The following is a 25,321-nucleotide window of genomic DNA, read 5'->3' on the forward strand; positions in this document are numbered from 1 at the left end:
CTCAAAGTCAGCTTTGAAAATTATCGATTGGGCTGCAGTTCTGAAATGGTTCGAAACTTGGACCGGACCAACATTTTCAGGCGACCTGTCTAGCGGCCTCCACGCGGATGTCCTTCACACGCAAATTGGCAGGGTCGTACGGGGCGCTGAGCGATGCTCCTGCGGCAAAGCGCGTACCAGCGACCTCGATCTCGAAGCCTCCTCCGTTGACAAAGTCAGGGGTCACGACAGCACCTCGATCCGCGACATAGCCTAGGCCGATCGAACGCCCGATTGTGTGTCCGAACATCGCCGAAGTAACCCGACCAACGGTGCGGCCGTCATGAATGATCGGCTCGTTGTGGTAGAGCAGCGGCTCAGGGTCATCCAAGGTGAACTGCACGAGGCGCCGGACGAGTCCGCGCTCCCTCTTGCGGAATAGCGCGTCGCGTCCAGTGAAGCCGCCTGGTTTGTCCATCGCCACAGCGAAGCCGAGACCCGCCTCGAAGGGCGTGTCCTCATCCGTGATGTCGTGTCCCCAGTGGCGGTAGCCCTTCTCCATGCGCAGCGAGTTCATCGCGTGATAACCCGCCAGGCGCAGGCCGACAGCCTCGCCCCGCCTCATAATCTCGTCGTAGACGCCCTGGGCGAATTCGGTCGGTATATAGAGTTCCCAGCCGAGTTCGCCGACGTAGGTGATGCGGCTCGCTCGGACGCGCGCGTAACCGAGATCGATTACCCGTGAGGTCGCGAACGGAAACGCCTTGTTGGACAGATCCGCATCCGTCAGGGATTGGAGCAGGTCTCGCGCGCGCGGTCCCATTATGCCGAGCACGGCATGAGCCGAAGTTGCATCGAAGGCATGGGTCCTCGCGCCCTCCGGGATGTTGCGCTTGAGCCAAGCGAAGTCACGCGTCTGCGTGGCCGCCGCCGTGACGATAAGGAAGCGATCCTCCGCCTCCCGCGTGACGGTCAGGTCCGCCTCAATCCCACCTCGATCGTTGAGCCACTGCGTGTAGACGATCTGCCCAACCGGCACCGCGATGTCGTTGGCACAGATGCGGTTGAGGACCCGCTCCGCATCCGGTCCTTCGACCACAAACTTGGCGAACGAAGACTGATCAAAGAGCCCGACTTCCTCGCGCACCGCGCGATGCTCGGCCGCCGAGTGGTCGAACCAGTTCTGCCTGCCGTAGCTGTAATGATAGGCGGGCTTCTCCCCCGGTGCCGCGTACCAATTTGGGCGCTCCCAGCCAGCGGCCTCGCCGAAGCAGGCGCCAGCATCCTTGAGGCGGTCGTGCAGGGCTGAGCGGCGTACGCCGCGCGCGGTCTCCGGCTGCCGGAAGGGCCAATGCATCGCATATAGCAGGCCGAGTCCCTCGACCGTGCGGTCGCGCAGATACGTCCGGTTGCGTTGGAAAGGCATCATGCGCCGGATATCGACGTCCCAAAGGTCCATCGGCGGATGCTCGTCGATGATCCAATCTGCCAGCACCTTGCCCGCGCCGCCAGCCGACTGGATGCCGATGGAGTTGAAGCCGGCCGCGACGAACAAGTTGCGGACCTCGGGCGTCTCGCCGAGTAGGTAGCGGTCGTCCGGCGTGAAGCTCTCGGGTCCGTTAAAAAACAATTGGATCCCGGCCTCGCCAAGTGCCGGCACGCGTCGCACCGCCGCTTCCAGCAAAGGCTCGATGTGATCCAGGTCGTCCGGCAACTCGTCGAAGCAGAACGTCTCAGGAATGCCTGACATTCCCCATGGTTTGGCCACCGGCTCGAACCAGCCGACCAGGAGTTTGCCCGCGTCCTCTTTGATGTAGGTGCAGTTGTCCGCGTCTCGCAGGACAGGCAGATGGCGGGGGAGGTTGGGGATCGGCTCTGTAACGACGTAGAAGTGCTCGGCGGCGTGGAGTGGCACCGCGGCGCCGGCCCGCGCGCCAATCTCGTGCGCCCACATGCCGGCGCAGTTCACGACGACGTCCGCCCGGATGTCGCCAGTCGCAGTGCGCACGCCCACGGCCCTGCCGCCCTCGACTACGATGTGCTCGACCTTGACGTCCTCGAAGATCCGGGCGCCCCGGCTGCGCGCGCCTTTGGCCAGCGCCTGCGTTGTGTCAATCGGGTTGGTCTGACCGTCCTTGGGCAGGTGGACCGCTCCGACGAGGTCGTCCGTGTTGAGGAGCGGCCAAAGCTCGCGGGCCTGTCCGGGACGCAACACGTCGACCTCGAGCCCAAAACAGCGTGCCATCGATGCACCGCGCGTCAGTTCTTCCATGCGGCCTGGCGTCGTTGCCACCGCGAGCGAGCCGACCTGGAGGAAGCCGGTCGCCTGCCCAGTCTCCATCTCAAGCCTATTGTAAAGTTCTGCGGTGTACTGAGCGAGCCGCGTCAGGTTGTGCGTCGCCCGCAACTGACCCACGAGTCCGGCCGCGTGCCACGTAGTTCCGCAGGTCAACTGTTTGCGTTCGAGGAGGACAACGTCTGTGCAGCCACGCAGTGTCAGATGGTAGGCGACGCTGCAGCCGACGATCCCGCCTCCAACGATGACGACGCGTGCCCGACCTGGTAGCTCCGGCATGCCACTCTCCACCCAACCGGCCGTCGCGGCGGCCCCATTGATGTGAAAGAAGTAGCATATTTTTCACGCACGTGAACATAGCTCTCGTCGTGCCAGTCGTCGCGGATGCAACTCCGCTCGCGCCCGCCGGCCATCAGCATCGCTCGACTCGCTGAATCCGGTGACAGCCGACCAGTCCTGGACATATATGGGAGCGTCTTGCGCACGGGCGCCCGCGACGGGCGACACCTACCGGCGCCGTCAGGGAATACGATGGCCACATGAAAAGGGGAGCCTTCGTCTCTCACGTCCTGGATACCCTCCCGACGAAGACTGAGAGCCAGCTTCAGCCTGACGAACTCATGCTCGGCGAGCAGCTCAGGCAGTTGCGCAAGATCAAAGGTTTAACGCTGCATCAGGTGGCGAGCAGCGTCGGCATATCGACAGGTTATCTCAGCCAGATCGAGCGCAATCGCTCCAAACTCCCGATCGGTGTCCTCAAGAAGATCGCCGATCTTTTCGGGGTTCATATGAATTGGTTCTTCCAGCCCGAGATTCTCGGCCCTGTTGAAGAACGCGAGTTCATAGTTCGCGCCGGACGGCGGCGTAAGATGACGTTCACAGGCACCGGAATCCATGAAGAATTACTTTCGCCAAATCTCAACGGACCCCTCGAGGTTTTGCTCAGCGTGATCGAGCCGGGCGCCGACAGCGACTTCTACAGTCACGAAGGCGCGGAGGCAGGGTACGTGATGCGCGGCTCACTTGACCTGTGGATTGGGGACAAACATTTCAAGCTGACACCAGGCGACAGCTTCTCTTTCACAAGCACGACCGTCCACCGCTGCGCGAACACTGGCACAGTCTCGGCTGAGATCATCTGGATCATTACGCCACCGCATTATTGAGACGCCGATTCCAAATCGTGCGCCGAGTCGCGCAAACCAAGCTTCAAACCCCAGAGCCAGCTACGACGGTCGCGTGGCCGGCGTTCGCGCACAAAATCTCCACGCTGCCGCTTCACAAACAAAAAAATCTGTGCTCTTTTTTTCCAATGGCATCGTCCGGTACGCCTACGGCACTCGCTCTGACGGATATCGACGCGGGTTACCTGCCCGGGGTCCAAGTCCTGTCCGGCGTCAGCCTGACGGTACGTGAGGGCGAAGTCGTCAGCCTTCTCGGGCGCAACGGGGCAGGCAAGTCTACAATCATCCGGGTGATCTCGGGACTGCTCCGGCCGCGCTCGGGACATGTAAGCCTCTTCGGCGAGGATATCGCGAGTGCCGACCCGGCCGATTTCGTGGCGCGGGGCGCCGCTGTCGTACCAGAGGGCCGGCGCGTATTCAGCTCCCTCACAGTTGAGGAAAATCTCGCCGTCGGGGCCTTCGCGCACCGACGCGGCCTAGCGCCGAGGCCGGACCTCGATCGGGTCTACACGGCGTTCCCTCGGCTAGCTGAACGGCGACGCCAGAAGGCGTCGACGCTGTCCGGGGGCGAGCAGCAGATGCTGGCGATGGGCCGGGCGCTGATGGCTCGACCTCGTCTGCTCCTACTCGACGAGCCGTCCATGGGCCTGGCGCCAATGCTGATCGAGGCTGTTTTCGACATGATAGACGCGCTGGCCCGGGACGGGATGACGATCCTTTTGGTCGAGCAGAACGCCTGCGAGGCGCTGGATGTTGCCGACCGCGCCTACGTGCTGGAGCGCGGGCGCATCGTGCGATCGGGCGAGGCCGCGACGCTTCAGTCCGATCCGGAGATTCGGTCCAGTTACCTCGGCGTCGGCTGACGCGGAGCACAGTCGATCGCTGAGTGAGAGGGAGTCCACCATGCAGGGCAGGGCGCATAAGGCTCAATCAGCGCTGAAGGCGGTCCTACTCGCCCTGACCGTGCTACCACTCGCCACCGCCAACTTGGCGGCCCGGGAGATCAAGGTCGGCTTCTTTTGTCCGCTCTCGGGGGCAGTCGCCGTCTACGGGAACGACTCGCTTGAAGCGGCGAAAGTCGCCCTTGATGAGATCGCCAAGTCGAAGATGCTCGGCGCCGACACCATCACCCTCGTTACGGCCGACACGGGCGGCAACCCGGGCCAGGCGGCTCAGGCTGTCCAGCGCATGATCGACGCGGACGAGGTGAGCGCGGTCTTCGGAGGGTGCACGAGCCCTGAAACAGCCGCCGCCATCGAGATCACCGAGGCGGCCAAGGTGCCGCTGCTGTCGCATCTGGCGCAGGACACCAGCCTGACGTTGAAGGGCAATCGCTACTTCGCGCGCATCGCCCAGACCGCAAAAACTTTCTCGGCCAGCGCCGCGCAGTGGATGCTGGACAGGCTCAAAGCGAAGTCCACCTACATCCTCGCCCGAAACGACAATTATGGGCAGTCACTAGCAGATGCTTTCGAGGCGAAAGCTAAAGCACTGGGCGTCACAGTCGCAGGGCGCGTCGCCTACGAGCCGAACGGACGCGAGTTCAAGCCGATCCTGTCGAAGATGGCTGATGCGAAACCGGACGTTGTGGCGATCCTTGGCTTCTACACGGACACCGGGCTGATCATTAAGCAGATGGGCGAATTGCAGATCAAGCTGCCGACCTTCGCCAACACCTCGCCCGCCATCAAGCAGTTCCGCGAGATTGCCGGGCCCGCGGCGGAGGGCGCGTACGGAGCGCTCTACTACTTTGCCGGGTCGATCGACACAGTGCGGGGCAAGGACTTCGTGGCGACTTGGCAGGCCACGCGTGGACGCGCGCCCACTCAATACGAAGGGATGGGCTACGACGGCATGTACATCCTGGCCGACGCGATCAAACGCGCTGGTGCTGCCGGCAATGCATCCCCGGACGGCATTCGCGACGCTCTGCTCTCCACAAAGGACTACGCCGGCGCCACCGGCACGATCACGATCCTGCCCAACGGCGACGTCCAGCGCCCGCTACCCTTCGTCCAACTGAGCGGCGACACGCTGAAGCTCGATTTCCTGATGAAATAGGCGGGCGTGAAGACGTCGAGGATTGATCTATGAACCTCGTCATCCCGCTCATGAGCGGCCTCGCGGTCGGCAGCATCTACGGCTTGGTCGCGATTGGCTTCAGCATGATCTTCCGGGCGATGGGTCTCGTGAACTTCGCCCAGGCCGACATCATGATGATCGGCGCGTTCCTCGGCTACGCGATCTTGGCGGCGGCGCCGGGCATTCCCTTCCCAATCGCGGTCCTCGGCGCGATGATTGGGGCTGCGATCCTCGGCCTGGTGATCGAGCGTGCAGCCTTCCGGCCGGCCTTGAAGCGCGGCGCGGACCAGATTCACCTCGTGCTGCTGACGTTGGGCGTCGGGATCGTGCTCGCGAACGCGGCGCGGCTCGTTTGGGGGGCCGATCCTGTAGTCTACCAGACGCCTTTGACGCACGAGATCGTCCATGTGGGCAAATATCCGCTGCCAATCGTCTACTTCTACATTGCCGCAGCGACGCCCCTTCTACTGATCGGGCTCCAGCTTTTTTTCACGCGGACTTGGCTTGGTCTGGCGCTGCGGGCGGTGGCCGACGACCCCGAGACCGCCGCCACGTTCGGCATCCGGGCGGGGCTGGCCTCCTCGCTGTCCTTCGCGCTGGCCTCAGGAATTGGCGCGCTGGCGGGCGCGCTCTACGCTCCCATCACCTACGTATCCTTCGACATGGGCGTCGTCGGCGTAAAGGCGTTCGCCGCCGCTGTCGTCGGCACACTGGGAAGTATCCCCGGCGCGGTGCTCGGTGGCTTCGTCATCGGGCTCGGGGAGACCTTTGGCGGCCAGCTCATTGCCACCGAATACCAGGACAGCATCGCCTTCGCGATCATGATCGGCATCCTGCTGGTCAGGCCGAATGGCCTTTTGGCGGGCGCGCGCCGATGAGCGCCGAGAGCGAGGGCGTCATGCTTCCCGCGTCTTACGGGGGGGACGCCGCCCCGGCACGAAGCACTGCGGGCCGGCACCTGCGCCGCGATTGGCTGATCTTCGCGAGCCTGATGGGCTTAGGACTTGCCCTACCGATCGGACAAGGCGGATTCACACTCTACCTCGGCTGCATCGTGGCCTTTCATGCAATCGCGGCGCTGGGCCTCCAGGTCATGGTCGGGTTGGCGGGCCAACTCTCGCTCGGCCACGCCGCCTTCGTTGGGATCGGTGCCTACGCGTCGATCCTGCTGGAGAAGCGGCTCGGCCTATCCTTCCCGGTGGCCTGCCTCGGCGCGGTGGCGGCGGCGACCGGGGCCGGACTGCTGATGGCGCAGCTCATCCGGCTCTCAGGGGTCTACTTCAAGATCGCGACTTTCGGCTTCGGCGTTATCGTTCACCAGATCCTGACGAACTGGGTCCCACTCACCGGCGGCACCGCCGGAATTCGGGGCGTGCCGCCGATCGGTTTCGGGGGGTTCCAAGTCACAACCCGGCTTGAACTTTTTCTTGTCGAGATGGCGGTCCTCGCCCTCGTCTACGCGGCGCTGCTGCGCTTGACCCATGGGCGGATCGGGCGCGCTTTCCGGGCACTCGGGCAGGATGAAGTTGCGGCGCGCTCGGTCGGGATCCGGACTGACCGCTACCGCGTAGCCGCTATCACGATCGGTTGCGCCATCGCCGGCCTCGGGGGCTCCTTTATGCCGCATGTTTTCCGGTTCGTAAGCCCGGAGAGCTTCACGTGGCACGAGTCACTGCTGTTCCTCATCATGATCACCGTGGGCGGGCTCGGCAGCCTACCGGGAGCGGTGATCGGTGCCACCCTCCTCGTGGTACTGCCTGAGTACCTGCGCGACTTCGCCCAATACAAGATGCTGGCTTACGGCGTCCTCCTGATCGCGGCACTCGCCGTCATGCCGCGGGGGATTGCGGGGCAGGCCGCGCGCGCGATGGACGCGATGGAGCGGCTGCGGCGTGCGGGGCCCCGGCGATGAGTGGCCTGTCTCTCGAACTCTGCGGCCTCACGCGCCGGTTCGGCGGTCTCGTGGCGGTGCGTGAGCTCGACATGCGGGTTGCCCCGGGCACGATCCACGGCCTCATCGGGCCCAACGGGGCAGGCAAGAGCACGGCCTTCGATCTCGTGTCGGGCGTGACGGCGGCGAGCGCCGGCGTGATTCGGTTTGGAGGCCTCGACATCACGCGCGCTTCCGTGGAGGCGCGGGTCGCAGCCGGGATCTGCCGCACGTTCCAGACCCCGCGCCTGTTCGAGGCGATGACCGCCCTTGAGACCGTCATGACCGGCTGCCACCGGCACGTCCCGTACGGCTTCCTCGCGAGCATCTTCTCGTCAGGCTCAAAGGCGTGCGCGGAGGCTGCCACCGAGGTGCAAGCCCTCACCCTCCTCGAGCGCGTCGGCCTCGACAGGGACGCGCGCACCCCCGTGGCGCAGCTCTCCTACGGCCGGCGACGGCTACTCGAGATCGCCCGCGCCCTCGCCACGACACCAAGCCTTCTCCTGCTCGACGAGGTCGCATCCGGCCTCAATCCCGTCGAGACCACTTTCGTCTCCGACCTAGTCCGCGGGCTTGCAAGGGATGGCCTGAGCGTCGTCCTCGTCGAGCACGACATGCGCTTCGTCATGGACCTCTGCGAGCGCGTGACTGTGCTCAACTTCGGCGTCCGCATTGCCGACGGCACACCCGCCGAGATCGCCACCGACGAGGCCGTGATCGAAGCCTATCTCGGCCACCCGCGCGCGCAGGCCGCCTCCCGCCGCGACCGACGGCGCATCGGCCACACGGCCTGAACGGATCCTCATGACCAAACTCATCGGCGTCGACATCGGTGGGACCAACACCGACCTGATCTACGTGGACGCGGTCGCCGGCCGTCTGATGACGGCGAAAGTTCCGACGACGCCCGAGGACCAAGCACTCGGCCTGATGGCCGGGATCGCGGCCCTGGGCGCCGACCTGTCCGAGGTCGATCTACTCATCCACGGCACGACGGTGGCCACGAACGCGGCCATCGAACGCAAGGGCGCCCGCTGCGGCCTCGTCACGACGATGGGCTTTCGCGACATCCTTGAGCTGCGCCGTCGCGACCGCCCGCAGACCTACGGTCTGCGGGCCGACTACACACCGCTGATCCCGCGGCGCGACCGCCGCGAGGTCGTTGAGCGGATCGGACCTGACGGCGAGGTACTCACTCCCCTCGATGCCGCCTCCCTCGAAGCGGCGGTGTCAGGCCTAGCGGATTCGGGCTGCGAAGTCCTGGTGATTGCCTTCCTGCACGCCTACGCCAATCCGGCTCACGAGCGGCAGGCCCGGGACATCGCCGGCCGCATCTGGCCGAACGCGTTCATCGTGCTCGCCTCCGACGTGCTGCCGGCGCTGCGCGAGTTCGAGCGCACCAGCACGGCCGTCGTCAGCGGCTACGTCCAACCGCTCATCGGCCGCTACCTCGCGAGCCTCGGCGAAAAGCTATCCGCGTCGGGCCTCGCGCGCGACCTGCTCGTCGTCCAGTCGAACGGCGGTGTGATGGCAGCCCCGCTCGCGACGAGGTTCGCCGCCAACACCATCCTCTCCGGCCCGGCCGCCGGGGTCACCGCAGCGACGGCGATCTCGCGCGAGGTGGGCCTCACCGACGTCGTGTCCTGCGACATGGGCGGCACGAGCCTCGACATCTGCGTTATCCGCGACGGCCTGCCGGCGCTCACCCAGCAGACGTCGATCGCCTTCGGCGTGCCCCTGGGTCTGCCGATGCTGGACATCGACGCGATTGGCACAGGGGGCGGGAGCCTCGCGCGCGTTGATCGCGGCGGGTTCCTCCAGGTCGGCCCCGACAGTGCAGGTGCCCACCCGGGTCCGGTCGCCTACGGACGGGGCGGCCAAATCCCGACGGTGACAGACGCGAGCGTTGTCTTGGGACTGCTCCGACCAGACGGTGCGATCGGCGCGGGGGACAGCGGGCTCGACCGAACTGGCGCGCGCGCCGCGATCGCCGGGCGGATCGGCGAGCCGCTCGGCGTCGGTCCTGAGGAGGCCGCAGAAGCGATCCTCACGGTCGCTGGTGCCAAGATGGCGGGGCACGTTAGGCGCAAGCTCCTGCAGCGGGGTCTCGACCCGCGTACCTTCTCGATGATCGCCTTCGGAGGAGGCGGCCCCCTGCACGCCAATCGCCTGTTGCGCGAGGTCGGCCTCGCGCGGGCGGTCATACCGATTTTCCCTGGCATTACCTCGGCCATGGGCTGCGTGCTGGGTCGCCTGCGTCACGACTTCACGCGCACGGTGAGTCGGACGGAAGCCGATCTCGAAACGGACGAATTGCAGGCGGTCTACGCCGAGCAGGCCCGCGAGGGCTGCAGCGTGCTGCGTGCGGAGGGCGTCGTGGAGAGCGATGTCGAGGTCCGGTTCGGGGCCGACATGTGCTACCGCGGCCAATCAAATACGCTTCCCGTCGCGTTCTCCGCGTCCGCGCCGCCCACGTGGCCGGAGATCAATGCCGCCTTCGCGGACGCCTACCGTCAGAGCTACGGCCGACTTCTCGACGGCGTCGAGCCGGTGCTGGTGAACGCCCGCACGACCTGCCTCGGCGGGGCTGGACTTACCTCGATAGCAAGCCTCGTTAGAGTGCCGGACGGGCCCGTCCCGGAGCCCCGCGCGACGCGAGTGTTCTTCGCGGGGCGCTGGCTGGAGGCCACCCTCCATGACCGACTGATGTTGCCGGCGGGCGCGGTGGTCGCGGGACCCGCGCTCCTTGTGCAGCCCGACTCCACCACCTTCGTCGAGCCGGGATACGCCGCGCGCGTCCACTCCACGGGGCATATCTTGATCGAGGCCAAGCGATGATGATTGCCGACGCGAACCCAGCGGCGTTGCCGACCGTCGATCCGATCACGCTGAGTGTCCTGCGCGGCGCCTTCGAGCAGATCGCCGAGGAGATGGACACCGTGTTGGCGGCCTCGGCCGTCTCGCCGGTCATCGCAGACGCCTGGGATCGGGCGAGCGGCATCTTTCACCCCGAGACCGGTGAGGTGATCGCGCAGGGCTCGACTGGGCTGCCGATCTTCATCGTTGTCATGCAGCACACCGTGCAGGAGGTGCTGAAGAGCCATCCATCGGCGACGATGAAGCCCGGCGACGTGTTCATCGTGAACGACCCCTACCGGGGCGGCACGCACACGATGGACGTGAAGTTCGTACAACCGTTCTTTCGAGAAGGGCGACTGCTCGCCATCGTGGCTAACACCGGCCATTGGCCCGACGTCGGCGGCATGACTCCCGGCGGCTTCACCCCCGCCTCAACGGACGTGTACCAGGAAGGGCTGCGCTTCCCGCCCGTGCGTCTTTACGACGGCGGCCGCCTGAACGAGGCGCTCCTCGACGTGATGCTGGCCAACATGCGGGTCGCCGAGGACCGTCGCGGCGACATGGCGGCTCAGCTCAACGCGCTCGATCTCGGCTGCCGAAGGCTCGGCGAGCTGTTCGACCGCTACGACGAGGCGCTGGTGTTCGCGGCCGTCGGCGCTCTGAAGTTGCGCTCCGAGCAGCTGATGCGCGAGCACATCGTCGCCATCCCGGACGGAGCCTACCATGTCCAAGACTGGATGGACTCGGACGGCATCGACCCCGACCCGGTGCTGATCGACCTCGTCATGACGGTGGCGGGCGACGCGATCACCTTTGATCTTTCCGGATCCGCCCCGGCCTGCCGCGGCCCGTTCAACGCGCCCTTCTCGAGCACGATGAGCGCGCTGATGATCGGTGTGAAGCACGTCTTCCCCGACGTGCCGATCAACGCGGGCTGCTTCGAACCCTTCACCGTCGTCGCGCCCGTGGGCAGCATGTTCAACCCGCTCCCACCAGCGCCCGTCTCGGGCACGACGACCGAGACCTCGCAGCGTCTCGTCGGCCTGACCATGGCGGCGCTGGCTCAGGCGGTGCCGGACCTCGTCCCGGCCGGCGCCTTCGGTACGGGGACGAACATCGGCTTGGGGGGGACCGTGCCGGGCCAAGGCCAGTACGCCACCATCTTTTTCTTCGGCGGCGGCTACGGCGCCTACTACGACCAAGACGGGCTGACGAATGGCTCGGCGGTCATCTCGGCTTCGCGCAACTCGTCGGTCGAGGTTCTCGAGCGTACAGTCCCCATCCTGTTCACACGCTACGCCATCCGTGAGGGCTCGGCCGGCGACGGCACGTTCAGGGGCGGCTTCGGTGTGGAGATCGACTTTCACCTCCGTGCGGGCGAGGCCTACTTGACCCTGGTGGGCGACCGCGGCCGGTTCGGGCCGCAGGGCGCGGCCGGCGGCGAGGGCGGGGCGGCCGCCGAGCACTGGTTCCACGTGGGTGGCCGAGCGTTCCAGGCCGAGCACCTCACAAAGATCGACCGCCTCCGTCTGGGACCAGGCGACGGCGTCCGCCTGCGTACGCCGGGCGGTGGCGGCTACGGCAACCCGGCACACCGTGATCCCGGCCTCAGGGCGGCGGACGTAGTGGATGGCCTGCGGCCGGCAGATCCGACACTTCAGGCTTGAGCGCGTCGACTCCACGGCCGGTTGAGCGACCACAGGGCAGTCTGGGATCACGACGAGCGGCAGGGAGTGAGGCGGATGGACAGGCGGCGATTTCTACGGGCTGGCGGCGGTGCAGTCGCGGCACTCGCCGCCCCGCGGTTGGCGCGCGCTGCGCCTTCACGCATCCTGCGCTTCGTCCCGAACTCTGACCTGACGATCGTCGATCCGTACGCCACCGCTGCCTACGTCACGCGCACCCACGCCTTCCTCGCCTACGACACGCTCTTTGGTTTAGACGACGCTTTCCGACCGCAGCCGCAGATGGTCGAAGGGCACACCGTCGAAGACGACGGGCGCCGCTGGACGCTGCGGCTGCGCGAGGGCTTGTTGTTCCACGACGGCGAGCCGGTCCTGGCGCAGGACGTGGTGGCGAGCCTGCGGCGCTGGGGGCGGGTCGACGCGTTCGGACAGGCTCTGATGGCGTCCGCCGACGTGCTGGAAGCGCGAAGCGACCGCGAGGTGACGTTCCGGCTCAAGGCGCCGTTCCCGCTTCTGCCCGAGGCGCTCGGAAAGGCAACAGCGTTCGTGCCGGTGATCATGCCGGCGCGCCTCGCGAACATGCCGCCCGGCAAACCGCTCGCCGAGGTCGTGGGCAGCGGGCCGTTTCGGTACGTCGCCTCGGAGCGGGTCGACGGGGTCCGCACCGTCTACGAGCGCTTCGAGCGATACGTTCCCCGACCCGGCGGCGTCACGCAATTCACCGCGGGGCCCAAGATCGCCCACCTCGATCGCGTCGAGTGGCGGACCATTTCGGACGACGGCACCGCGGCCGCCGCGCTCCAACAAGGCGAAGTGGACTGGCTGGAGCGCCCACTATTCGATCTCCTGCCGCAGCTGCGCGACCATAGGGACGTCCGAGTCGACGTGATCGATCAGACCGGCTTCATGGGAATCATCCGGTTCAACCACCTCCACCCGCCCTTCGACAATCCAGCGATCCGCCGAGCGGCGCTGGGCATGATCGACGTCACCGACCTGATGAGTGCGCTTGCCGGTGCGGATCGCTCCTTGTGGGATGACAAGGTGGGGGTGTTCTGCCCGGAATCCCCCATGGCGACAGAGATCGGGCTCGACGTCCTCACGGCGCAGCGCGATCTCAGCGTCGCCAAGAAGGCGTTGGACGCAGCGGGCTACCGTGGCGAACGGGTCGTATTCCTGACCCCGACCAACAATCAGGCAACCAACACCCTGAGCCAGGTGACGGCCGACGCGTTGCGTCAGGGGGGCTTCGCGGTCGAACTCGTCGCTCTGGATTTCGGGGCGTGGCTGACACGTCGGGCGAACAAGGCCAGCCCGGCTCAAGGGGGATGGAACGCCACCACGACCTTCCTGTCGGGGCTCGACCTATGGGACCCGGCGAGCCACCTCGCTATCCGAGGCAATGGCGGCAGCGCCTGGAGCGGCTGGCCGACGAGTCCGCGGTTGGAAGAGTTGCGGGACGCTTGGCTCACCGCCAGGGACCAAGCAAGCCGCCAATCCCTCTGCCGCGATATCCAACGGCAGGTCTGGGCGGACGTCCCCTACATCCCCGGGGGGCGGTGGCGGCAGCCCACCGCCTATCGACGCAATGTCCGCGGTGTCCTGAAGGGCCTCCCTCTGTTCTACAACGTTACCGTGTGACCCCCTGCCCGAAGAAGCACGAAGCCGAGGCCTTTATGCCCGCTGAGACCGCGTTTCCCCCGGAGATCGCCGCCCCGCCGGGGATGGCCACTCGCGCCGTCGTCGCCGGGACCCGGCATGTCGTGTCGGCTGGTCATTACCTAGCGGCAGAGGCCGGATTCCAGGTTCTGGAGGGCGGCGGCAATGCGATCGACGCGGCCGTTGCCGCTGCGCTCGTGCTGGGCGTGGTGTGCAGCGATCAGGTCGGCGTCGCCGGTGTCGCCCCGATGATCATTTGGATGGCTGAGCGAGGCGAACTCGTCGCCATAGATGGACTCGGGCACTGGCCGGCGGCCGCCACCTGCGAATTCTTCCAGCGCGAGCACGGTGGGGCGATTCCGCTCGGACTGCTGCGCACCGTCGTGCCGGCGGCGCCGGACGCATTCATCACCGCGCTCGCGCGCTACGGCACGATGAGCTTCGAAGAGGTCGCCGCCTATGCCATCCGCTTCGCGCGGGACGGGTTCGTGATGTACCCGTTCCTGGCAAGCCAGCTCGGTCTGCACGAGGCGCGGACCCGTACCGTGCCGTCAAACGCCGAGATCTTCATGCCGGGCGGACGCACGCCGCGACCGGGCGAACTGTTCGTGCAAGCCGATCTCGGCCGAAGCCTGCAGTACATGGTTGATCAGGAAACCGCCGCGAAGAAGCACGGGAGGACGGCGGGCCTGAGGGCGGCGCGGGACGCCTTCTACTGCGGCGACCTCATGCGGATGATCATCCGCTTCCACGCGGAGAACGGTGGCCTTCTGACAGAATCCGATATGACCAGGTTTCAGGTCCGCGTCGAACCTACCGTGTCGACGAGTTTTGCCGGTCTTGAGGTTCACTCCTGCGGCTTCTGGTGCCAGGGCCCCACGCTGCTGCAGGCGCTCAACATCGTCGAGGGTCTCGATCTCGTCGGCCTGGGCCATAACAGCGTCGGCTACGTCCACCACATCGCCGAAGCGCTCAAACTCTCTCTTGCGGATCGCGAGGCTTACTACGGAGATCCGCTCCACATTGAGGTAGCCGCGGACCTATTGCTGTCCAAGGCCTACGCTGCCGAGCGCCGTGCACACATCCGGAGCGACGTGGCGTGGCCGGGGCTTCCGGCACCGGGTCACATCCCAGGGCGGCAGGCGGACGTGGTCCTCCACCCTGTTTGGGCCTCCGACGGACCACTCGGGCCTTCGCGCGATACATCCTACGCCTGCGTGCTTGACCGGTGGGGCAACGCAGTCTCGATCACCCCGAGCGACCCCTCAACCGACACGGTGATCATTCCAGGGACGGGATTGGCGCCGTCCTCGCGCGGCTCGCAGTCGCGGGCCGACCCGCGCCATCCCGCTTGCATCGCGCCAGGCAAGCGGCCGCGGCTCACTCCGAACCCCGCGCTGGCGATCGAGCGTGGCCGGCGTGTGATCCCGTTCGGCAGCCCAGGCGGGGACAGTCAGGTGCAAGGTATGCTTCAAGTCCTGCTCAACATGACAGTGTTTGGCATGGATCCCCAGACGGCGATCGAGAGCCCGCGCTTCATCACCTACAGCCACCCCGACTCGTTCGCGCCGAATATCGCTCACCCCGGTCGGCTCTGCCTGGAAGGTCGCTTTCCGCAAGAGACCGGCACTGCGCTGGAAGGGCTGGGCCACGCGATCCAGTGGTGGCCGGACTACCTCTGGCGCGCGGGCGGGGTGTGCCTCATCGACGCTGACGGTGAGACGGGCGTGTTCGGCGCCGGCGCCGATCCTCGTCGCGCCGCTGCCTACGCGGTCGGCTGGTAGTGAAGCGGCTCAAGCAGGTTTGTCCGTTTACCCACGCAGCGGCTCTGAAGCGGTCATTCTGCTTTCGGCCAGACACTGCCACAAAACCCCGAAACAGCTCCCTATGAGGGAGGCCGTGTGGCGGCCGCCCGCAACTTAGCTGCGGGCGGCCGCCACGATGCGGATCTATTTGCGCGTGGCACGGACCGAAGTCTGCGTGCCATCGTCAGCCTTGGCGTCTTCCTTGGTGCTCAATTGCTCGGGCATAAGCGACGCGAGCTTAGCAGCATCGGTGAGCATGGCGGCACAGGTGGCGACTTCCTGTACCATCTCGTTCGTAAGACGAGCCTCGCGGCGGACTCGACCGCTCAGTTTCCTCAGGTCATAGGCCGCATCCATCACCAGCGCTATCGCACCCGTATATGGCGAGTCGCTACGTGGGATGAGGTCGTATTGCTCGGCGATCTCCCAAGCCCAGTCGGGTATGTCATCGAAATCAACGAGGGTCTTGTCGTTCATCGGCTTGGCTCCGTAGCGCACGACGCCCGCCGCCGTGCCGGTACCTTTACGTGACGGAGCGAGGAGGGGTGGGGTGCGAGTTAGACCGCGTTGGCTCTAGTGATGGATCCAAAGGAGCAGGAGCTCAGCAGCCCCGAACTGCTCATGTCCCGCCTCGCGCCGTCCGGCAGACCGATCCCAGACCCAAGGCGCCGGCAGGCACGACGCACTTGCCGAGGCGGGCACCGGCGCGAGGTGAGGGGGAGACGCGGCGGCAGGGGAGGGGGCGATGGACCTGGGCCTCGACGGCAAGGTCGTTCTCATTACCAGCGGCTCAAAGGGGATCGGGCTGGCCTGCGCCCGCGCCTTCCTTGATGAGGGGGCGAAGGTCGGGATCGTCTCCCGACACAAGCCAACCTCGACCGGGCCCGCGAGTTGCTCGGTGACGTCGCCGGATACGCCGCTGACCTCAGCGATCCGGTCGCGGCGCGGGCCGCCCTCGATGCCCTGGAGGGCGAACTTGGCCTAGTCGACGTCCTCGCCAACAGTGCCGGTGCGGCCCGCCGCACGCCGCCTGACGACCTGAACCAACACGCTCAGAGAAGCCAAAGCCCCTGAGCACCCCTGGAGACCATAAACCCCATGAGCAGCACCGCCAGCGCCCGCCAGATCGCCGACGCCTACGGAGATTGGGCCATGCGGTTACAGGAAGATGGCTGGACGCCGTACCTGTTGACCCTGATGTTCCGCCAGTTGCGGGGCTCGGTCGCGTCCGTCAATGAGGTGGACTTTCGGGATGGAATTGGAGCGGCCATCGGTCAGGCGGCCTGCGATGGAAGGGTGATGGTCTCGTCGCTCGGCGTCGGGGCGAGGCCGGCCATGCCCTTGACCTGCATATAGCGATGCTGGAGCTGCCACTCGTCGTTAGCCTCCAACAGCACCGCACCGATCAGCCGCTGGATCGAGTCCGTATTCGGGAAGATACCAACGACATCGGCGCGCCGCTTGATCTCCTTGTTGAGGCGTTCAAGCGGGTTCGTCGAATGTAATTTCGTTCGATGCTGATTCGGGAAGGTGAGGTAAGCGAGCACATCCTCACTCGTGCCTTCGATGAAGCCCTTCAGCTTCGGCCAGCGATTGTGGAGTTGCTCGGCCAGATGCTGGAGCGCAGCGCGGGCTGCGACCTGATCCGGCTGCTGGAAGGCGTGGCGCAGGCCGGCCGCCACCATGGTCTGCTGCGCCCGCGGCACGTAGGCCAGCGCGTTCCGGGTCCAATGAACGCGGCACCTTTGCCATGTCGCCTTCAGCACGCGGCGGATGGCGGCCTTCAGGCCTTCGTGGGCGTCGGAGACCACGAGCTGCACGCCCGAGAGCCCGCGCTTGACCAGGCTGCGCAGGAAATCGGTCCAGAACACTTCCGCCTCGGACGGGCCGATATGCAGGCCGACGATCTCGCGCCGGCCCTCCGTGTCCACCGCCACCGCCACTATGGCGGCCACCGAGACGATCCGGCCGCCCTCGCGCACCTTCAGGTAGGTGGCATCGAGCCACAGATACGGCCACGCGCCAGACAGCGGGCGCATCAGGAAGGCGTTCACGCGCTCGTCGATGTCCTTGCACAGCTTCGACACCGACGACTTCGAAATGCCCGACAAGCCCATCGCCTGCACGAGATCGTCCACGCGCCGGGTCGAGACGCCGGCGATCCACGCCTCCTGGATCACCGCCACCAGCGCCTTCTCGACCGTCTTGCGCGGCTCCAGGAAGCCGGGGAAGTAGCTGCCGGCCCGCAGCTTAGGGATCTTCAGGTTGAGCGAGCCCAGCCGGGTGTCGAGGCTGCGCTCGCGATGGCCGTTGCGGTAGGTGCTGCGCTCGCCCGACCGCTCGTAGCGTCCGGCCCCGATCAGCCCGTCCACGTCAGCCTCCATCAGGATCTGCAGGACCGTCTCGGCGATCGAGCGCAGGAAGTTGCCGTCATCGGCCTTCTGCAGCGCCTCGATCAGTGCCACTCTGTCGTCGGTCATCGGGGTTCTCTCGGCTCGGGTTGCAGTCCGCAAACTCCACCTTAGCCGCCGACCCCGATGGCCACCCCAATCCCCACCCAAACGGGCCCGGAAATTACACCTCGTCCAAGGACGCTACCCGGGGCTCGCCTACGGCGGTCGCGCGCCAGATGGAACGTGAGGCGGAGCGGGTCTACGGCCGATTCGTCACCCGCGTGCGTCGAAATCCGATGGCGCCGTCGAGCTTCGGCCGCCTCCCCGTGTGGATCTGCAGCCCCGACCTCCCCGTCTTTAAGCATGCGAAGCAGAGCTTGGATGACGTCACGATCAACGCTGGGCGCCACCTACATACCCTCAGCTTTCAGCCCCCGCCCCAGCATTCGCGTCTAGCGGAGCCTGTTGATAAGCATTTTAGGGGACGTCAGGACCTATACGTCCGACCGGATTTGCCCCTGCTGCGCTCGCATGCCAAGCTGATCACGCACAGTTCGACGACGTTGTAGATTACGCCCTGAAGTCGATGCTGCGGGGCCTGATCGGCGAGGACGGCGTGTTCGTCTTCCCCCGCAGCAGGTCAGAGATAAGCTCGAGCAGCACCTTCCCCGTCCGAATGGTTCTCTAACCGAATTGCGACGCCGGCCATTGCCACCGGCGTCGCAACGTGTTCGCTACAGCCGGTCGAGAATTTCTTCGATCAAGAAGCACTTCCAATCGTATTCCTTTTTATCTTGACGCCGCAGTCGCAAGGCGATTACACCATAGTTTTCTGTCTTTAAGATTCGCTCAAGCAGATTATTGGGATCCTCAACCATCAGCATTGTGTTAGGATCGTACTTTGGCCTCTTTCGCTTAGGTTGGGCCGGTGTTTCTATCGCCCTCCTCATCACTGCCGCACGGTCGGGCGCAGCCGACTTCGGAGCAGGGCGGGGATTCCGTTCCGCTGTTTCAGTGAGTTCATCTCCAAAGATGGGGTCTTGCCGGATGTCATCCTCAGCGGTTAGCTTCTCACGAGCCTTATCGTCGTGTTCCTCTTTCTCAGCCGCCTTTATCCGACGCCAGAACTCAGCTATTCCCAGTTGCTTCAATTTGTCAGCGACTTCTTGTGGCTGCATATCACCGCCTGCGAAGTAATCAGCGACATCGCCATACGACCGGACTAACTCATAATCAGCGCCACTCGTAGCTGCAACATCAAAGATAAGCCTGGCCGCTGCGGTACTTGTTTTCCGAGGTCCTCGAGCATCGTCGTGAAAAAACTCGTGTGCTAGCAGCTTACCGCGGAGGCCGGCGGTGTTGTTGACGTCACGGATGAACTCAGCCAATAAAGCGATTGCTTCACACTTTGACTCTCGACGCGAAATCCTATCAGCCTCCAGATCGCCCCTGCACTGCTCAAGCCCTTGGATTCGATCTTTATCGTAAACTCTGATCCAAGCATGTAGCCTACAACTCGTTTTATGGCCCATTGACACTGGGTGGCCCTTTCTAAAACAGAAAATCTGTATTCGAGTGCGAGGGCCAGCGACATGTTGATGAAGCGTCAACCGTCGTTGGACAGAGGCACTAAACTGATTTGTTGGGCGGTCCGTCGGTGGGTATTGGCACCACACTAGGACGCTCAATAAAGGCCCCCCCCGTCCTCTACACGGAAGCCGGCGATACGGCCTGGTCCCAAGTGAACAGGTGATGGGAACAGGCCAGCCTGGATCCAAGCATACAGAGTTGAGCGGCTAACCGGTATTGGGCCGCTCAGCCCAGTGATCTGGGATAATCTAACAAATCCCGATGCCGGCAAATCGGGGCAACCTATCGGCGCCACATTTTGTGCTTGATTTATCATCACTGAAGTCCTGTCTTTGTTTCGACAAGACTTAATTAGACGCTTCGGCATCAACGGTCGATTTAACACAGGTACGACATGTCACACGCCATAACCGCGTAGGACATTGCAAGCTATTGTCACTGCTACAGTATCAGTCCCAAACGGGCTCGCTCAGATTGGTGCTGCGACGGTAAGCAGCCATTTTGCCGTAAGCGGTTGCCGTCATCGCGGGGAGGCGAACGTCGAGCGGCGTTAGCATGTCCGGAAAGGGGAAAAAGTCGTTTGCGGCCATCGAACGCCTATCGATTATCGCCTTCAGCTCAAGCTGGAAATGGAGTGCGGCACTGAAGAACATCTTGAGTTCCTGTTTGCGGGCCGCCGTCGCACTCAGCCGTTGGAAGAAGTCCGGTTGGCGCGGATCGAGATACCAATCGAATTTCGCACCGTGGAACCGCGCGCATTGGAGGGGGGCGGATCGCTTGTAGCGCCGCCAAAGCACCTGATGACTGGAGATGCTGCACCAGTCCCTCTTACCGCGCCCAAAGTTGCCCCTGACAAATCCGCCGTGCTTGTTAATGAACTCCCAAGCCTTGCCCAAACTAGCGCGTTTTCGCTTGTCCTCACTCTTAGGTCTAAATGTGAGCAGAAAACGAACCACATCCGCGGTGTAATTGCAATTATTGTAGGATGAATGCTCTTCAATCAACCAAAACATTGGAATGGCAATGACGTTCTCTAGCAATTGCATGTATGCTCGCCCGTCGTACACCTCAGTTAGCCACTCGACCGGCGGATTGATGCCGTGTTCACGCGCCTGGAGGACCGCGCCGCATAAGGCGGCGAAAACGGTGGTCGTCACACCTTGCGGATCATCGGGGGAGTTCAGCCATCCGGAGAAGGCGGCTACCGCGAACTCGCGCTCGAACAGGTAGCGGCTCGGTCGGTCGCTCGTCAGAACCTCGACGGCCTCTTCAACGCGCATCAGATGCCCTTTACTATCGGCTACCTGCTCCATCAGCCGACAGTCCGCCGATGCTATCGCTTGGTGCCTTTGACTGCACTTCACAAAACGCGGCCCATTGCTCCATCATCTCGCGCCGCTTAGCGAGCGGGTCGCCGCGCCGGTAGGTTGCCGCGACCCGGTTCGGCAAGGCATCGGTCGCGTACCAGATCTCCGAGGTGAGATGCGCGCGAAAGGCGTGATCATGTGCGACGAGCTGCCAGATATTCATGCGCAGAAGCATCTCCGCCCTGCGCAATGGCCAACTCCGTGACGCACCTGACGTTTCCGGCGGCTGGGTCGTCAAGCTGCCTCGAAGCCCGGACCGGATTGCGCGAGGATGTCGACCACACGGACGGCAACGTGCGCTACGGTGAGCAGAGAGATCAGCGCCTCAGTCCTCATCAGCAGGTTGGCGCGCGGCGTTGACCTGCCCCTATGCGGTGGTCCGAGTTCAAAGTTAGTGCAGGGTCGGCCTCTGCTCTACGGGTAGCTTGGCCGACGGAGCCGGTCGGGCGAGCGCAGTCGGCCAAGCGGTCATGGCTGGCACGAACACTTCCGGCGCTGGTGGCTTGTAGCCAAGCGCACCGTGCGGGCGGATCGTGTTGTAGTGCCGACGCCAGCTTTCGATGATGATTTGCGCCTCCTTCAGGGTGTAGAAAATCTCGCCGTTCAGGAGTTCATCCCGCAATCGCGCGTTGAAGCTTTCGACAAAGCCGTTCTCCCACGGTGAGCCCGGCGCGATGTAGGCGGCCTTCGCGCCAATCGCCGCAATCCAGGACTGCACCGACTTGGCAATGAACTCGGGCCCGTTGTCGGAGCGAACGTGCTCGGGCACGCCGCGCAGGATAAACAGGTCCGAGAGCACGTCGATCACGTCAGCTCCCTTCAGCTTGCGCGCAACGCGGATCGCCAGACATTCGCGGGTGAACTCGTCGACGACGTTGAGCATCCGGAACTTGCGCCCGTCATGGGTGCGCGCCTCAACGAAGTCGTAGGCCCAGACGTGGTCGCGCCGCTCCGGTTTGAGCCGGATGCAGGAACTCTCCCCGTCCCACAGCCGGCCCTTCTTCTGCTGCCGGCTGGGCACCTTGAGCCCTTCGCGCCGCCAGATCCGCTCGACCCGCTTGTCGTTGACCAACCAGCCGGCCGCCTTCAGCAGCGCGCCGATCTTCCGGTAGCCGTAGCGCCCGTACCGGCGCGCCAGTTCCACGAGATCGGCCGTCAGCGCCGCCTCGTCATCTCTGCCCCGCGGCACCTTGCGCTGCGTCGAGCGATGCTGGCCAAGCGCACGGCACGCGCGGCGCTCGGAGACGTCCAGGACGTCCATGACATGCTCAATGCAGGCGCGTCGGCGCGCGGGGCTGGTCAGTTTCCCCGGGCAGCCTCCTGCAGGATCAGCTTGTCGAGCGTGAGATCCGCGATCGCCTTCCGAAGCCGCTGGTTCTCGGTCTCCAGGTCCTTCATGCGCCGGACCTGGTCGCTCTTCAGGCCGCCGTACTCCTTGCGCCAGCGGTAGTAGGTGACCTCCGTCACGCCGATCGTGCGGATCGCGTCCCCGACGCTCTGGCCCTGCGAGACCAGCACATCCACCTGCCGCAGCTTGGCGACGACATCCTCCGGCTTGTGCCGCTTCGTTCCCATCTGTCCGTCCCCGTCCTGGCCCGAAAGCTATACCTCAGGGCGGACCACTTCATTGGGGGCGGATCAGGGCCGCTCCCGACCCATCCCGGCGTCCGGAAAGTCTGCTTACCGGCGATTTAATTGGCCCAAAACGACCGGGTCTGGCCGAAAGCCGCCGGTCCGCTTCCGAGAAGAGGCGCCGCAAAAGCAGACGGCCTCCTATCGACCCAACCCAGTCATTACTGCGAGAAAGCAGAGCTCCATAAAGCAGCCGTCCGGTGCGTGCATCAGCACTGGAAGGCTGCTGGTCCGCAACGAAGCCTTAGGCCCCCATAGTTAAAACGGAGCCGCCGTCGACCCTGAGGAACTCACCGGTGATGAAGCTGGCGTGTTCCGAGCACAGGAACGTAACCGCGGCTGCGACTTCCTCGGCCCGGCCGCGGCGCTTGGCGACGATGCCGGGACGCTCCTCGTCAAGCGTTAGCTTGATCGCCTCGTCGAAGGAGATGCCCTTCTCCTTCGATTTCTTCTCCATCTGCGCGTCGGTCATCGGCGTGGCGATGAAGGCCGGGCCGACCGCGTTCACGAGCACGCCGTCCGGGCCGTAGGCCTTCGACAGTCCCTTCGCGAGGTTCAGGACGCCGGCCTTCGCGGCCGCATAGGGAAGTTCCTCGATGTAGGGCTGCACGGCGTCCTCCGAGGAGAACAACACGACGCGGCCCCAGCCCGCCTTGCGCATATGTGGGATGAAGGCCCGGGTCGCGCGCACGCCGGCCATGAGGTCGGTCTGCAACGCCTCGATCCAGTCCTCATCCGTGAGGTCGAGGAAGTCGCCCGACGCACCCGTGATGCCGGCGGCGCAGACGAGGATGGTGGGCTTGTCGTCGAAGGCCATGTTGGCGAAGGCGGCGAGCACTTCGATCCCCTTGGCCCCGCTGAGGTCGGCTTCGACGGCGCGGACTTGACCCAGCGCCGACAACTCCGCGGCGGTGGCCTGCAGCTCGGGGCCTTCCTTATCGGTCAGGACGACGTGGACGCCCTCGCGCAGCAGATGCTCGGCGGTCGAGCGACCCATACCCGACTTGCCGCCCGTCACGACGGCGACCCGTCCCTTGATGCCGAGATCCATGGCTGTCTCCTTGGGAAAGCGGTGTTCGGTCGACCGGCTTTGAGCGCCGGGGCTCGCCTATGCCGAAGCCGACTTGAGACGGCTTCAGGCGCTGCGGGCCTGGTCCGGATGACGCCCTTCCGCAAACTCCTCGACGATCTTGGCGCAGAACGCCGGCAGGTCCTTCGGGTTGCGGCTGGTGACGAGGCCCTTGTCGACCACCACCTCCGCGTCGACCCATTCCCCGCCCGCGTTGCGGATGTCGGTCTTCACGGTCGGGAACGACGTCAGCTTGCGCCCCTTCACGACGTCGGCCTCCACCAACGTCCAGGGCCCGTGGCAGATGACGCCAACTGGCTTGGCTTGCTGGAAGAAGTCCCGGACGAAGCCGACAACGGCCTCGCTGCCCCGGAGCTTGTCGGCCCCCACGCTGCCGCCGGGGATGACGAGACCGTCGAAGTCTGAGGCGGATACGCCGTTGATGACCTTGTCAACCGGATACTTCCCAGCCGGGTCGAGGTCGTTGTTGACTGTCTCGGCCTCGCCCGTCTCAAGCCCGACCACCGTTACCGTCGCGCCGGCCGCGAGCAGCGCGTCGCGGGGCTTTGTGAACTCCGGCTCCTCCGTTCCCCGGGGGGCGATCAGGATGGCGATGGTCTTTCCTTGAAGGGTCATGGTTGGCTCCTGTGTGCGTGAACGGCAAGGGGCCGGCCTCAGGCCGGGATGCTCTCCGGCGAGGCGGTGTTCTCGGCGGTCACGCCGTTCTCCCGATGGCGGAAGTCGCTCAGCGCCCGGTAGACCTGAAGACGCGCTCGCATCACCGAACCCAGCGGCTGGTGCGCCGCCAGGCTGTGCGCGGGGCGGAAGGTCATCACCTCGTCGAAGTAGCGAACACGCTCGGGGGAATAGGCGTCCTGCCGGGGCAGGCGGATCATCGCCACCGTACGGTACGGGCTGATCGAGACCGGCCAGTCGACCGAGGCATCCTCGATGGGCTGGCGCTCGGCATCGGCCCAGAGCTGCGCCTTTAGATCGTAGACCACCGCGTTGTCGCGGAAGAAGGCCGCCGCCGCGTGGCGGAAACCGTCCTCGTCACCGTGCGGATCAAGGCGCCATTCGGCGAGGTCCCGTTGGGCAGACGAAGCCGGGACCGCCCCGAGCTTGGCGACGTAGTCGCCGAACCGCATCGGGGCCTGACTGAAGTAGCTATCGGCGAGCGGGTGGCTGTAGGGATGGCCAAGGAAATCGGCCATGGCGCTCTCGGTGCCGAAGGCGTGCAGCACTCGGTTGAGGTTGCGCGCCGTGGCCGCGACGGCACTCTTCACGCCCTCCGGAAGGCCCGTCGATTTCCCGATGACTGTGCCGTCGCGCAGGAAGCCCGCCGCGGTGCCCGACGGGAAGGTCGTGCCGGTGGCGAGTACGAAGTCCTGAGTGTCGACGTCGTGCCCGGGGAGCTTCTCACCCGGCACTCCGAAGACCTTGATCGACATGCCGCGGTGGGTCGACACCCGGTCGCCCAGGATCTCCCCGGGCCCCTGCGCGAAGCGCACCGCCACCTTGTGCGTACCCGGCCTGGCAAACAGGCCTTGCGCGAGTTCTGGGGGCAGGTTCTCCGGAATGACCAGCTCCCCGACGACGCAGGCCGAGCTCTTGGCATGGCTCGCGCGTACCGCGCGGTGCTCACGCTTCTCCACCACCTGCGACTGCTGGGTCATCCCCTGGATGATGCCGTCGATGGACTTCTGCTCGTCCGGGGCGGGCGTCTCGATGTCGGGTGCGTAGCGAAGGAATGTCATCGGCGTATCCTCGACGTGTCGTCCGCCTGCGGGG

22 protein-coding genes are annotated in these 25,321 nt (G+C 65.1%); 11 read left to right on the top strand and 11 right to left on the bottom strand.

Translation table 11 applies throughout. The annotated features are described in order from the left end of the window. Positions 1 to 76: 76 nt before the first annotated feature. Positions 77 to 2,554: a GcvT family protein gene (locus ACLBX9_RS04810; RefSeq protein WP_447718095.1), complete on the bottom strand. Its 2,478-nt coding sequence runs from the start codon at positions 2,552 to 2,554 to the stop codon at positions 77 to 79. Positions 2,555 to 2,814: 260 nt separating this feature from the next. Between ACLBX9_RS04810 and ACLBX9_RS04815 the strand changes: the two genes are divergently transcribed. From ACLBX9_RS04815 to ACLBX9_RS04860, 10 genes are all read left to right on the top strand, one after another. Next, positions 2,815 to 3,441 (top strand): helix-turn-helix domain-containing protein, encoded by a 627-nt coding sequence (locus ACLBX9_RS04815; RefSeq protein ID WP_447718096.1) that lies wholly within the window; start codon positions 2,815 to 2,817, stop codon positions 3,439 to 3,441. Positions 3,442 to 3,587: 146 nt separating this feature from the next. Next, a complete protein-coding gene (locus ACLBX9_RS04820; RefSeq protein ID WP_447718116.1) occupies positions 3,588 to 4,322 on the top strand; it encodes an ABC transporter ATP-binding protein in 735 nt (244 codons plus the stop codon). A 40-nt stretch (positions 4,323 to 4,362) separates the two neighbouring features. Next, positions 4,363 to 5,520 carry an ABC transporter substrate-binding protein gene (locus ACLBX9_RS04825; protein ID WP_447718097.1) on the top strand — a complete coding sequence of 386 codons (1,158 nt, stop codon included), beginning with the start codon at positions 4,363 to 4,365 and terminating at the stop codon, positions 5,518 to 5,520. A gap of 29 nt (positions 5,521 to 5,549) precedes the next feature. Beyond that, positions 5,550 to 6,419, top strand: coding sequence for a branched-chain amino acid ABC transporter permease (locus ACLBX9_RS04830; RefSeq protein WP_447718098.1), 870 nt, complete (start codon positions 5,550 to 5,552; stop codon positions 6,417 to 6,419). Next, positions 6,416 to 7,453: a branched-chain amino acid ABC transporter permease gene (locus tag ACLBX9_RS04835; RefSeq protein WP_447718099.1), complete on the top strand. Its 1,038-nt coding sequence runs from the start codon at positions 6,416 to 6,418 to the stop codon at positions 7,451 to 7,453. The genes ACLBX9_RS04830 and ACLBX9_RS04835 overlap by 4 nt, the downstream gene beginning before the upstream one ends. Then, positions 7,450 to 8,265 (top strand): ABC transporter ATP-binding protein, encoded by an 816-nt coding sequence (locus ACLBX9_RS04840; protein WP_447718100.1) that lies wholly within the window; start codon positions 7,450 to 7,452, stop codon positions 8,263 to 8,265. Before ACLBX9_RS04835 ends, ACLBX9_RS04840 begins: the two co-directional genes overlap by 4 nt. Positions 8,266 to 8,275: 10 nt before the next feature. Further along, positions 8,276 to 10,309, top strand: a complete 2,034-nt coding sequence (locus ACLBX9_RS04845; protein ID WP_447718101.1) for a hydantoinase/oxoprolinase family protein — start codon at positions 8,276 to 8,278, stop codon at positions 10,307 to 10,309. After that, positions 10,306 to 11,997, top strand: a complete 1,692-nt coding sequence (locus ACLBX9_RS04850) for a hydantoinase B/oxoprolinase family protein (protein ID WP_447718102.1) — start codon at positions 10,306 to 10,308, stop codon at positions 11,995 to 11,997. Before ACLBX9_RS04845 ends, ACLBX9_RS04850 begins: the two co-directional genes overlap by 4 nt. A 75-nt stretch (positions 11,998 to 12,072) precedes the next feature. Further along, positions 12,073 to 13,656, top strand: a complete 1,584-nt coding sequence (locus ACLBX9_RS04855) for an ABC transporter substrate-binding protein (protein ID WP_447718103.1) — start codon at positions 12,073 to 12,075, stop codon at positions 13,654 to 13,656. Between the two features lie 35 nt (positions 13,657 to 13,691). Further along, on the top strand, positions 13,692 to 15,458 hold the full coding sequence (locus tag ACLBX9_RS04860) for a gamma-glutamyltransferase family protein (RefSeq protein WP_447718104.1): 1,767 nt from the start codon (positions 13,692 to 13,694) through the stop codon (positions 15,456 to 15,458). 165 nt (positions 15,459 to 15,623) lie between these two features. Here the strand turns inward: ACLBX9_RS04860 and ACLBX9_RS04865 are convergent, their stop codons facing one another. Beyond that, positions 15,624 to 15,956, bottom strand: a complete 333-nt coding sequence (locus ACLBX9_RS04865; RefSeq protein ID WP_447718105.1) for a hypothetical protein — start codon at positions 15,954 to 15,956, stop codon at positions 15,624 to 15,626. 268 nt (positions 15,957 to 16,224) lie between these two features. On the opposite strand from ACLBX9_RS04865, the gene ACLBX9_RS04870 reads away from it, so the two are divergent. Further along, positions 16,225 to 16,464: an SDR family NAD(P)-dependent oxidoreductase gene (locus ACLBX9_RS04870; RefSeq protein WP_447718106.1), complete on the top strand. Its 240-nt coding sequence runs from the start codon at positions 16,225 to 16,227 to the stop codon at positions 16,462 to 16,464. Between the two features lie 289 nt (positions 16,465 to 16,753). Here ACLBX9_RS04870 and ACLBX9_RS04875 read toward each other — a convergent pair whose 3' ends face one another. The 9 genes from ACLBX9_RS04875 to ACLBX9_RS04915 form a co-directional block, all read right to left on the bottom strand. Then, positions 16,754 to 17,959, bottom strand: a complete 1,206-nt coding sequence (locus ACLBX9_RS04875) for an IS256 family transposase (RefSeq protein ID WP_447718107.1) — start codon at positions 17,957 to 17,959, stop codon at positions 16,754 to 16,756. Between the two features lie 647 nt (positions 17,960 to 18,606). Next, on the bottom strand, positions 18,607 to 19,260 hold the full coding sequence (locus tag ACLBX9_RS04880) for a hypothetical protein (RefSeq protein ID WP_447718108.1): 654 nt from the start codon (positions 19,258 to 19,260) through the stop codon (positions 18,607 to 18,609). A 296-nt stretch (positions 19,261 to 19,556) separates the two neighbouring features. Beyond that, on the bottom strand, positions 19,557 to 19,829 hold the full coding sequence (locus ACLBX9_RS04885) for a helix-turn-helix transcriptional regulator (protein WP_447718109.1): 273 nt from the start codon (positions 19,827 to 19,829) through the stop codon (positions 19,557 to 19,559). An 82-nt stretch (positions 19,830 to 19,911) separates the two neighbouring features. Next, positions 19,912 to 20,775, bottom strand: coding sequence for a hypothetical protein (locus ACLBX9_RS04890; protein WP_447718110.1), 864 nt, complete (start codon positions 20,773 to 20,775; stop codon positions 19,912 to 19,914). Continuing rightward, a complete protein-coding gene (locus ACLBX9_RS04895; RefSeq protein ID WP_447718111.1) occupies positions 20,756 to 20,992 on the bottom strand; it encodes a hypothetical protein in 237 nt (78 codons plus the stop codon). The genes ACLBX9_RS04890 and ACLBX9_RS04895 overlap by 20 nt, the downstream gene beginning before the upstream one ends. Before the next feature lie 228 nt (positions 20,993 to 21,220). After that, positions 21,221 to 22,404 (bottom strand): IS3 family transposase gene (locus ACLBX9_RS04900; RefSeq protein WP_447718112.1). Its coding sequence is split into 2 segments (ribosomal slippage): positions 21,221 to 22,140 and positions 22,140 to 22,404, totalling 1,185 coding nucleotides; the frame shifts between segments, so codons are not numbered across the junction. Positions 22,405 to 22,705: 301 nt separating this feature from the next. Beyond that, positions 22,706 to 23,512, bottom strand: coding sequence for an SDR family NAD(P)-dependent oxidoreductase (locus tag ACLBX9_RS04905; RefSeq protein WP_447718113.1), 807 nt, complete (start codon positions 23,510 to 23,512; stop codon positions 22,706 to 22,708). 84 nt (positions 23,513 to 23,596) lie between these two features. After that, a complete protein-coding gene (locus tag ACLBX9_RS04910) occupies positions 23,597 to 24,166 on the bottom strand; it encodes a type 1 glutamine amidotransferase domain-containing protein (protein ID WP_447718114.1) in 570 nt (189 codons plus the stop codon). Between the two features lie 38 nt (positions 24,167 to 24,204). Beyond that, entirely contained in the window at positions 24,205 to 25,287 is a 1,083-nt protein-coding gene (locus ACLBX9_RS04915) for a catalase family protein (protein WP_447718117.1), read from the bottom strand. Between the last annotated feature and the right edge of the window lie 34 nt (positions 25,288 to 25,321).

Source organism: Methylobacterium sp. A49B (assembly GCF_053346215.1).

What these genes read in the sequence shown, in the direction of transcription:
- ACLBX9_RS04830 (WP_447718098.1), top strand. Translation starts at nt 5,550, where the DNA reads ATGAACCTCGTCATCCCGCTCATGAGCGGCCTCGCGGTCGGCAGCATC.
- ACLBX9_RS04825 (WP_447718097.1), top strand. Translation starts at nt 4,363, where the DNA reads ATGCAGGGCAGGGCGCATAAGGCTCAATCAGCGCTGAAGGCGGTCCTA.
- ACLBX9_RS04905 (WP_447718113.1), bottom strand. Translation starts at nt 23,512, where the DNA reads ATGGATCTCGGCATCAAGGGACGGGTCGCCGTCGTGACGGGCGGCAAG.
- ACLBX9_RS04860 (WP_447718104.1), top strand. Translation starts at nt 13,692, where the DNA reads ATGCCCGCTGAGACCGCGTTTCCCCCGGAGATCGCCGCCCCGCCGGGG.
- ACLBX9_RS04835 (WP_447718099.1), top strand. Translation starts at nt 6,416, where the DNA reads ATGAGCGCCGAGAGCGAGGGCGTCATGCTTCCCGCGTCTTACGGGGGG.
- ACLBX9_RS04885 (WP_447718109.1), bottom strand. Translation starts at nt 19,829, where the DNA reads ATGCCGAAGCGTCTAATTAAGTCTTGTCGAAACAAAGACAGGACTTCA.
- ACLBX9_RS04915 (WP_447718117.1), bottom strand. Translation starts at nt 25,287, where the DNA reads ATGACATTCCTTCGCTACGCACCCGACATCGAGACGCCCGCCCCGGAC.
- ACLBX9_RS04845 (WP_447718101.1), top strand. Translation starts at nt 8,276, where the DNA reads ATGACCAAACTCATCGGCGTCGACATCGGTGGGACCAACACCGACCTG.
- ACLBX9_RS04875 (WP_447718107.1), bottom strand. Translation starts at nt 17,959, where the DNA reads ATGACCGACGACAGAGTGGCACTGATCGAGGCGCTGCAGAAGGCCGAT.
- ACLBX9_RS04895 (WP_447718111.1), bottom strand. Translation starts at nt 20,992, where the DNA reads ATGAATATCTGGCAGCTCGTCGCACATGATCACGCCTTTCGCGCGCAT.
- ACLBX9_RS04810 (WP_447718095.1), bottom strand. Translation starts at nt 2,554, where the DNA reads ATGCCGGAGCTACCAGGTCGGGCACGCGTCGTCATCGTTGGAGGCGGG.
- ACLBX9_RS04870 (WP_447718106.1), top strand. Translation starts at nt 16,225, where the DNA reads ATGGACCTGGGCCTCGACGGCAAGGTCGTTCTCATTACCAGCGGCTCA.
- ACLBX9_RS04840 (WP_447718100.1), top strand. Translation starts at nt 7,450, where the DNA reads ATGAGTGGCCTGTCTCTCGAACTCTGCGGCCTCACGCGCCGGTTCGGC.
- ACLBX9_RS04850 (WP_447718102.1), top strand. Translation starts at nt 10,306, where the DNA reads ATGATGATTGCCGACGCGAACCCAGCGGCGTTGCCGACCGTCGATCCG.
- ACLBX9_RS04820 (WP_447718116.1), top strand. Translation starts at nt 3,588, where the DNA reads ATGGCATCGTCCGGTACGCCTACGGCACTCGCTCTGACGGATATCGAC.
- ACLBX9_RS04855 (WP_447718103.1), top strand. Translation starts at nt 12,073, where the DNA reads ATGGACAGGCGGCGATTTCTACGGGCTGGCGGCGGTGCAGTCGCGGCA.
- ACLBX9_RS04815 (WP_447718096.1), top strand. Translation starts at nt 2,815, where the DNA reads ATGAAAAGGGGAGCCTTCGTCTCTCACGTCCTGGATACCCTCCCGACG.
- ACLBX9_RS04910 (WP_447718114.1), bottom strand. Translation starts at nt 24,166, where the DNA reads ATGACCCTTCAAGGAAAGACCATCGCCATCCTGATCGCCCCCCGGGGA.
- ACLBX9_RS04890 (WP_447718110.1), bottom strand. Translation starts at nt 20,775, where the DNA reads ATGGAGCAGGTAGCCGATAGTAAAGGGCATCTGATGCGCGTTGAAGAG.
- ACLBX9_RS04865 (WP_447718105.1), bottom strand. Translation starts at nt 15,956, where the DNA reads ATGAACGACAAGACCCTCGTTGATTTCGATGACATACCCGACTGGGCT.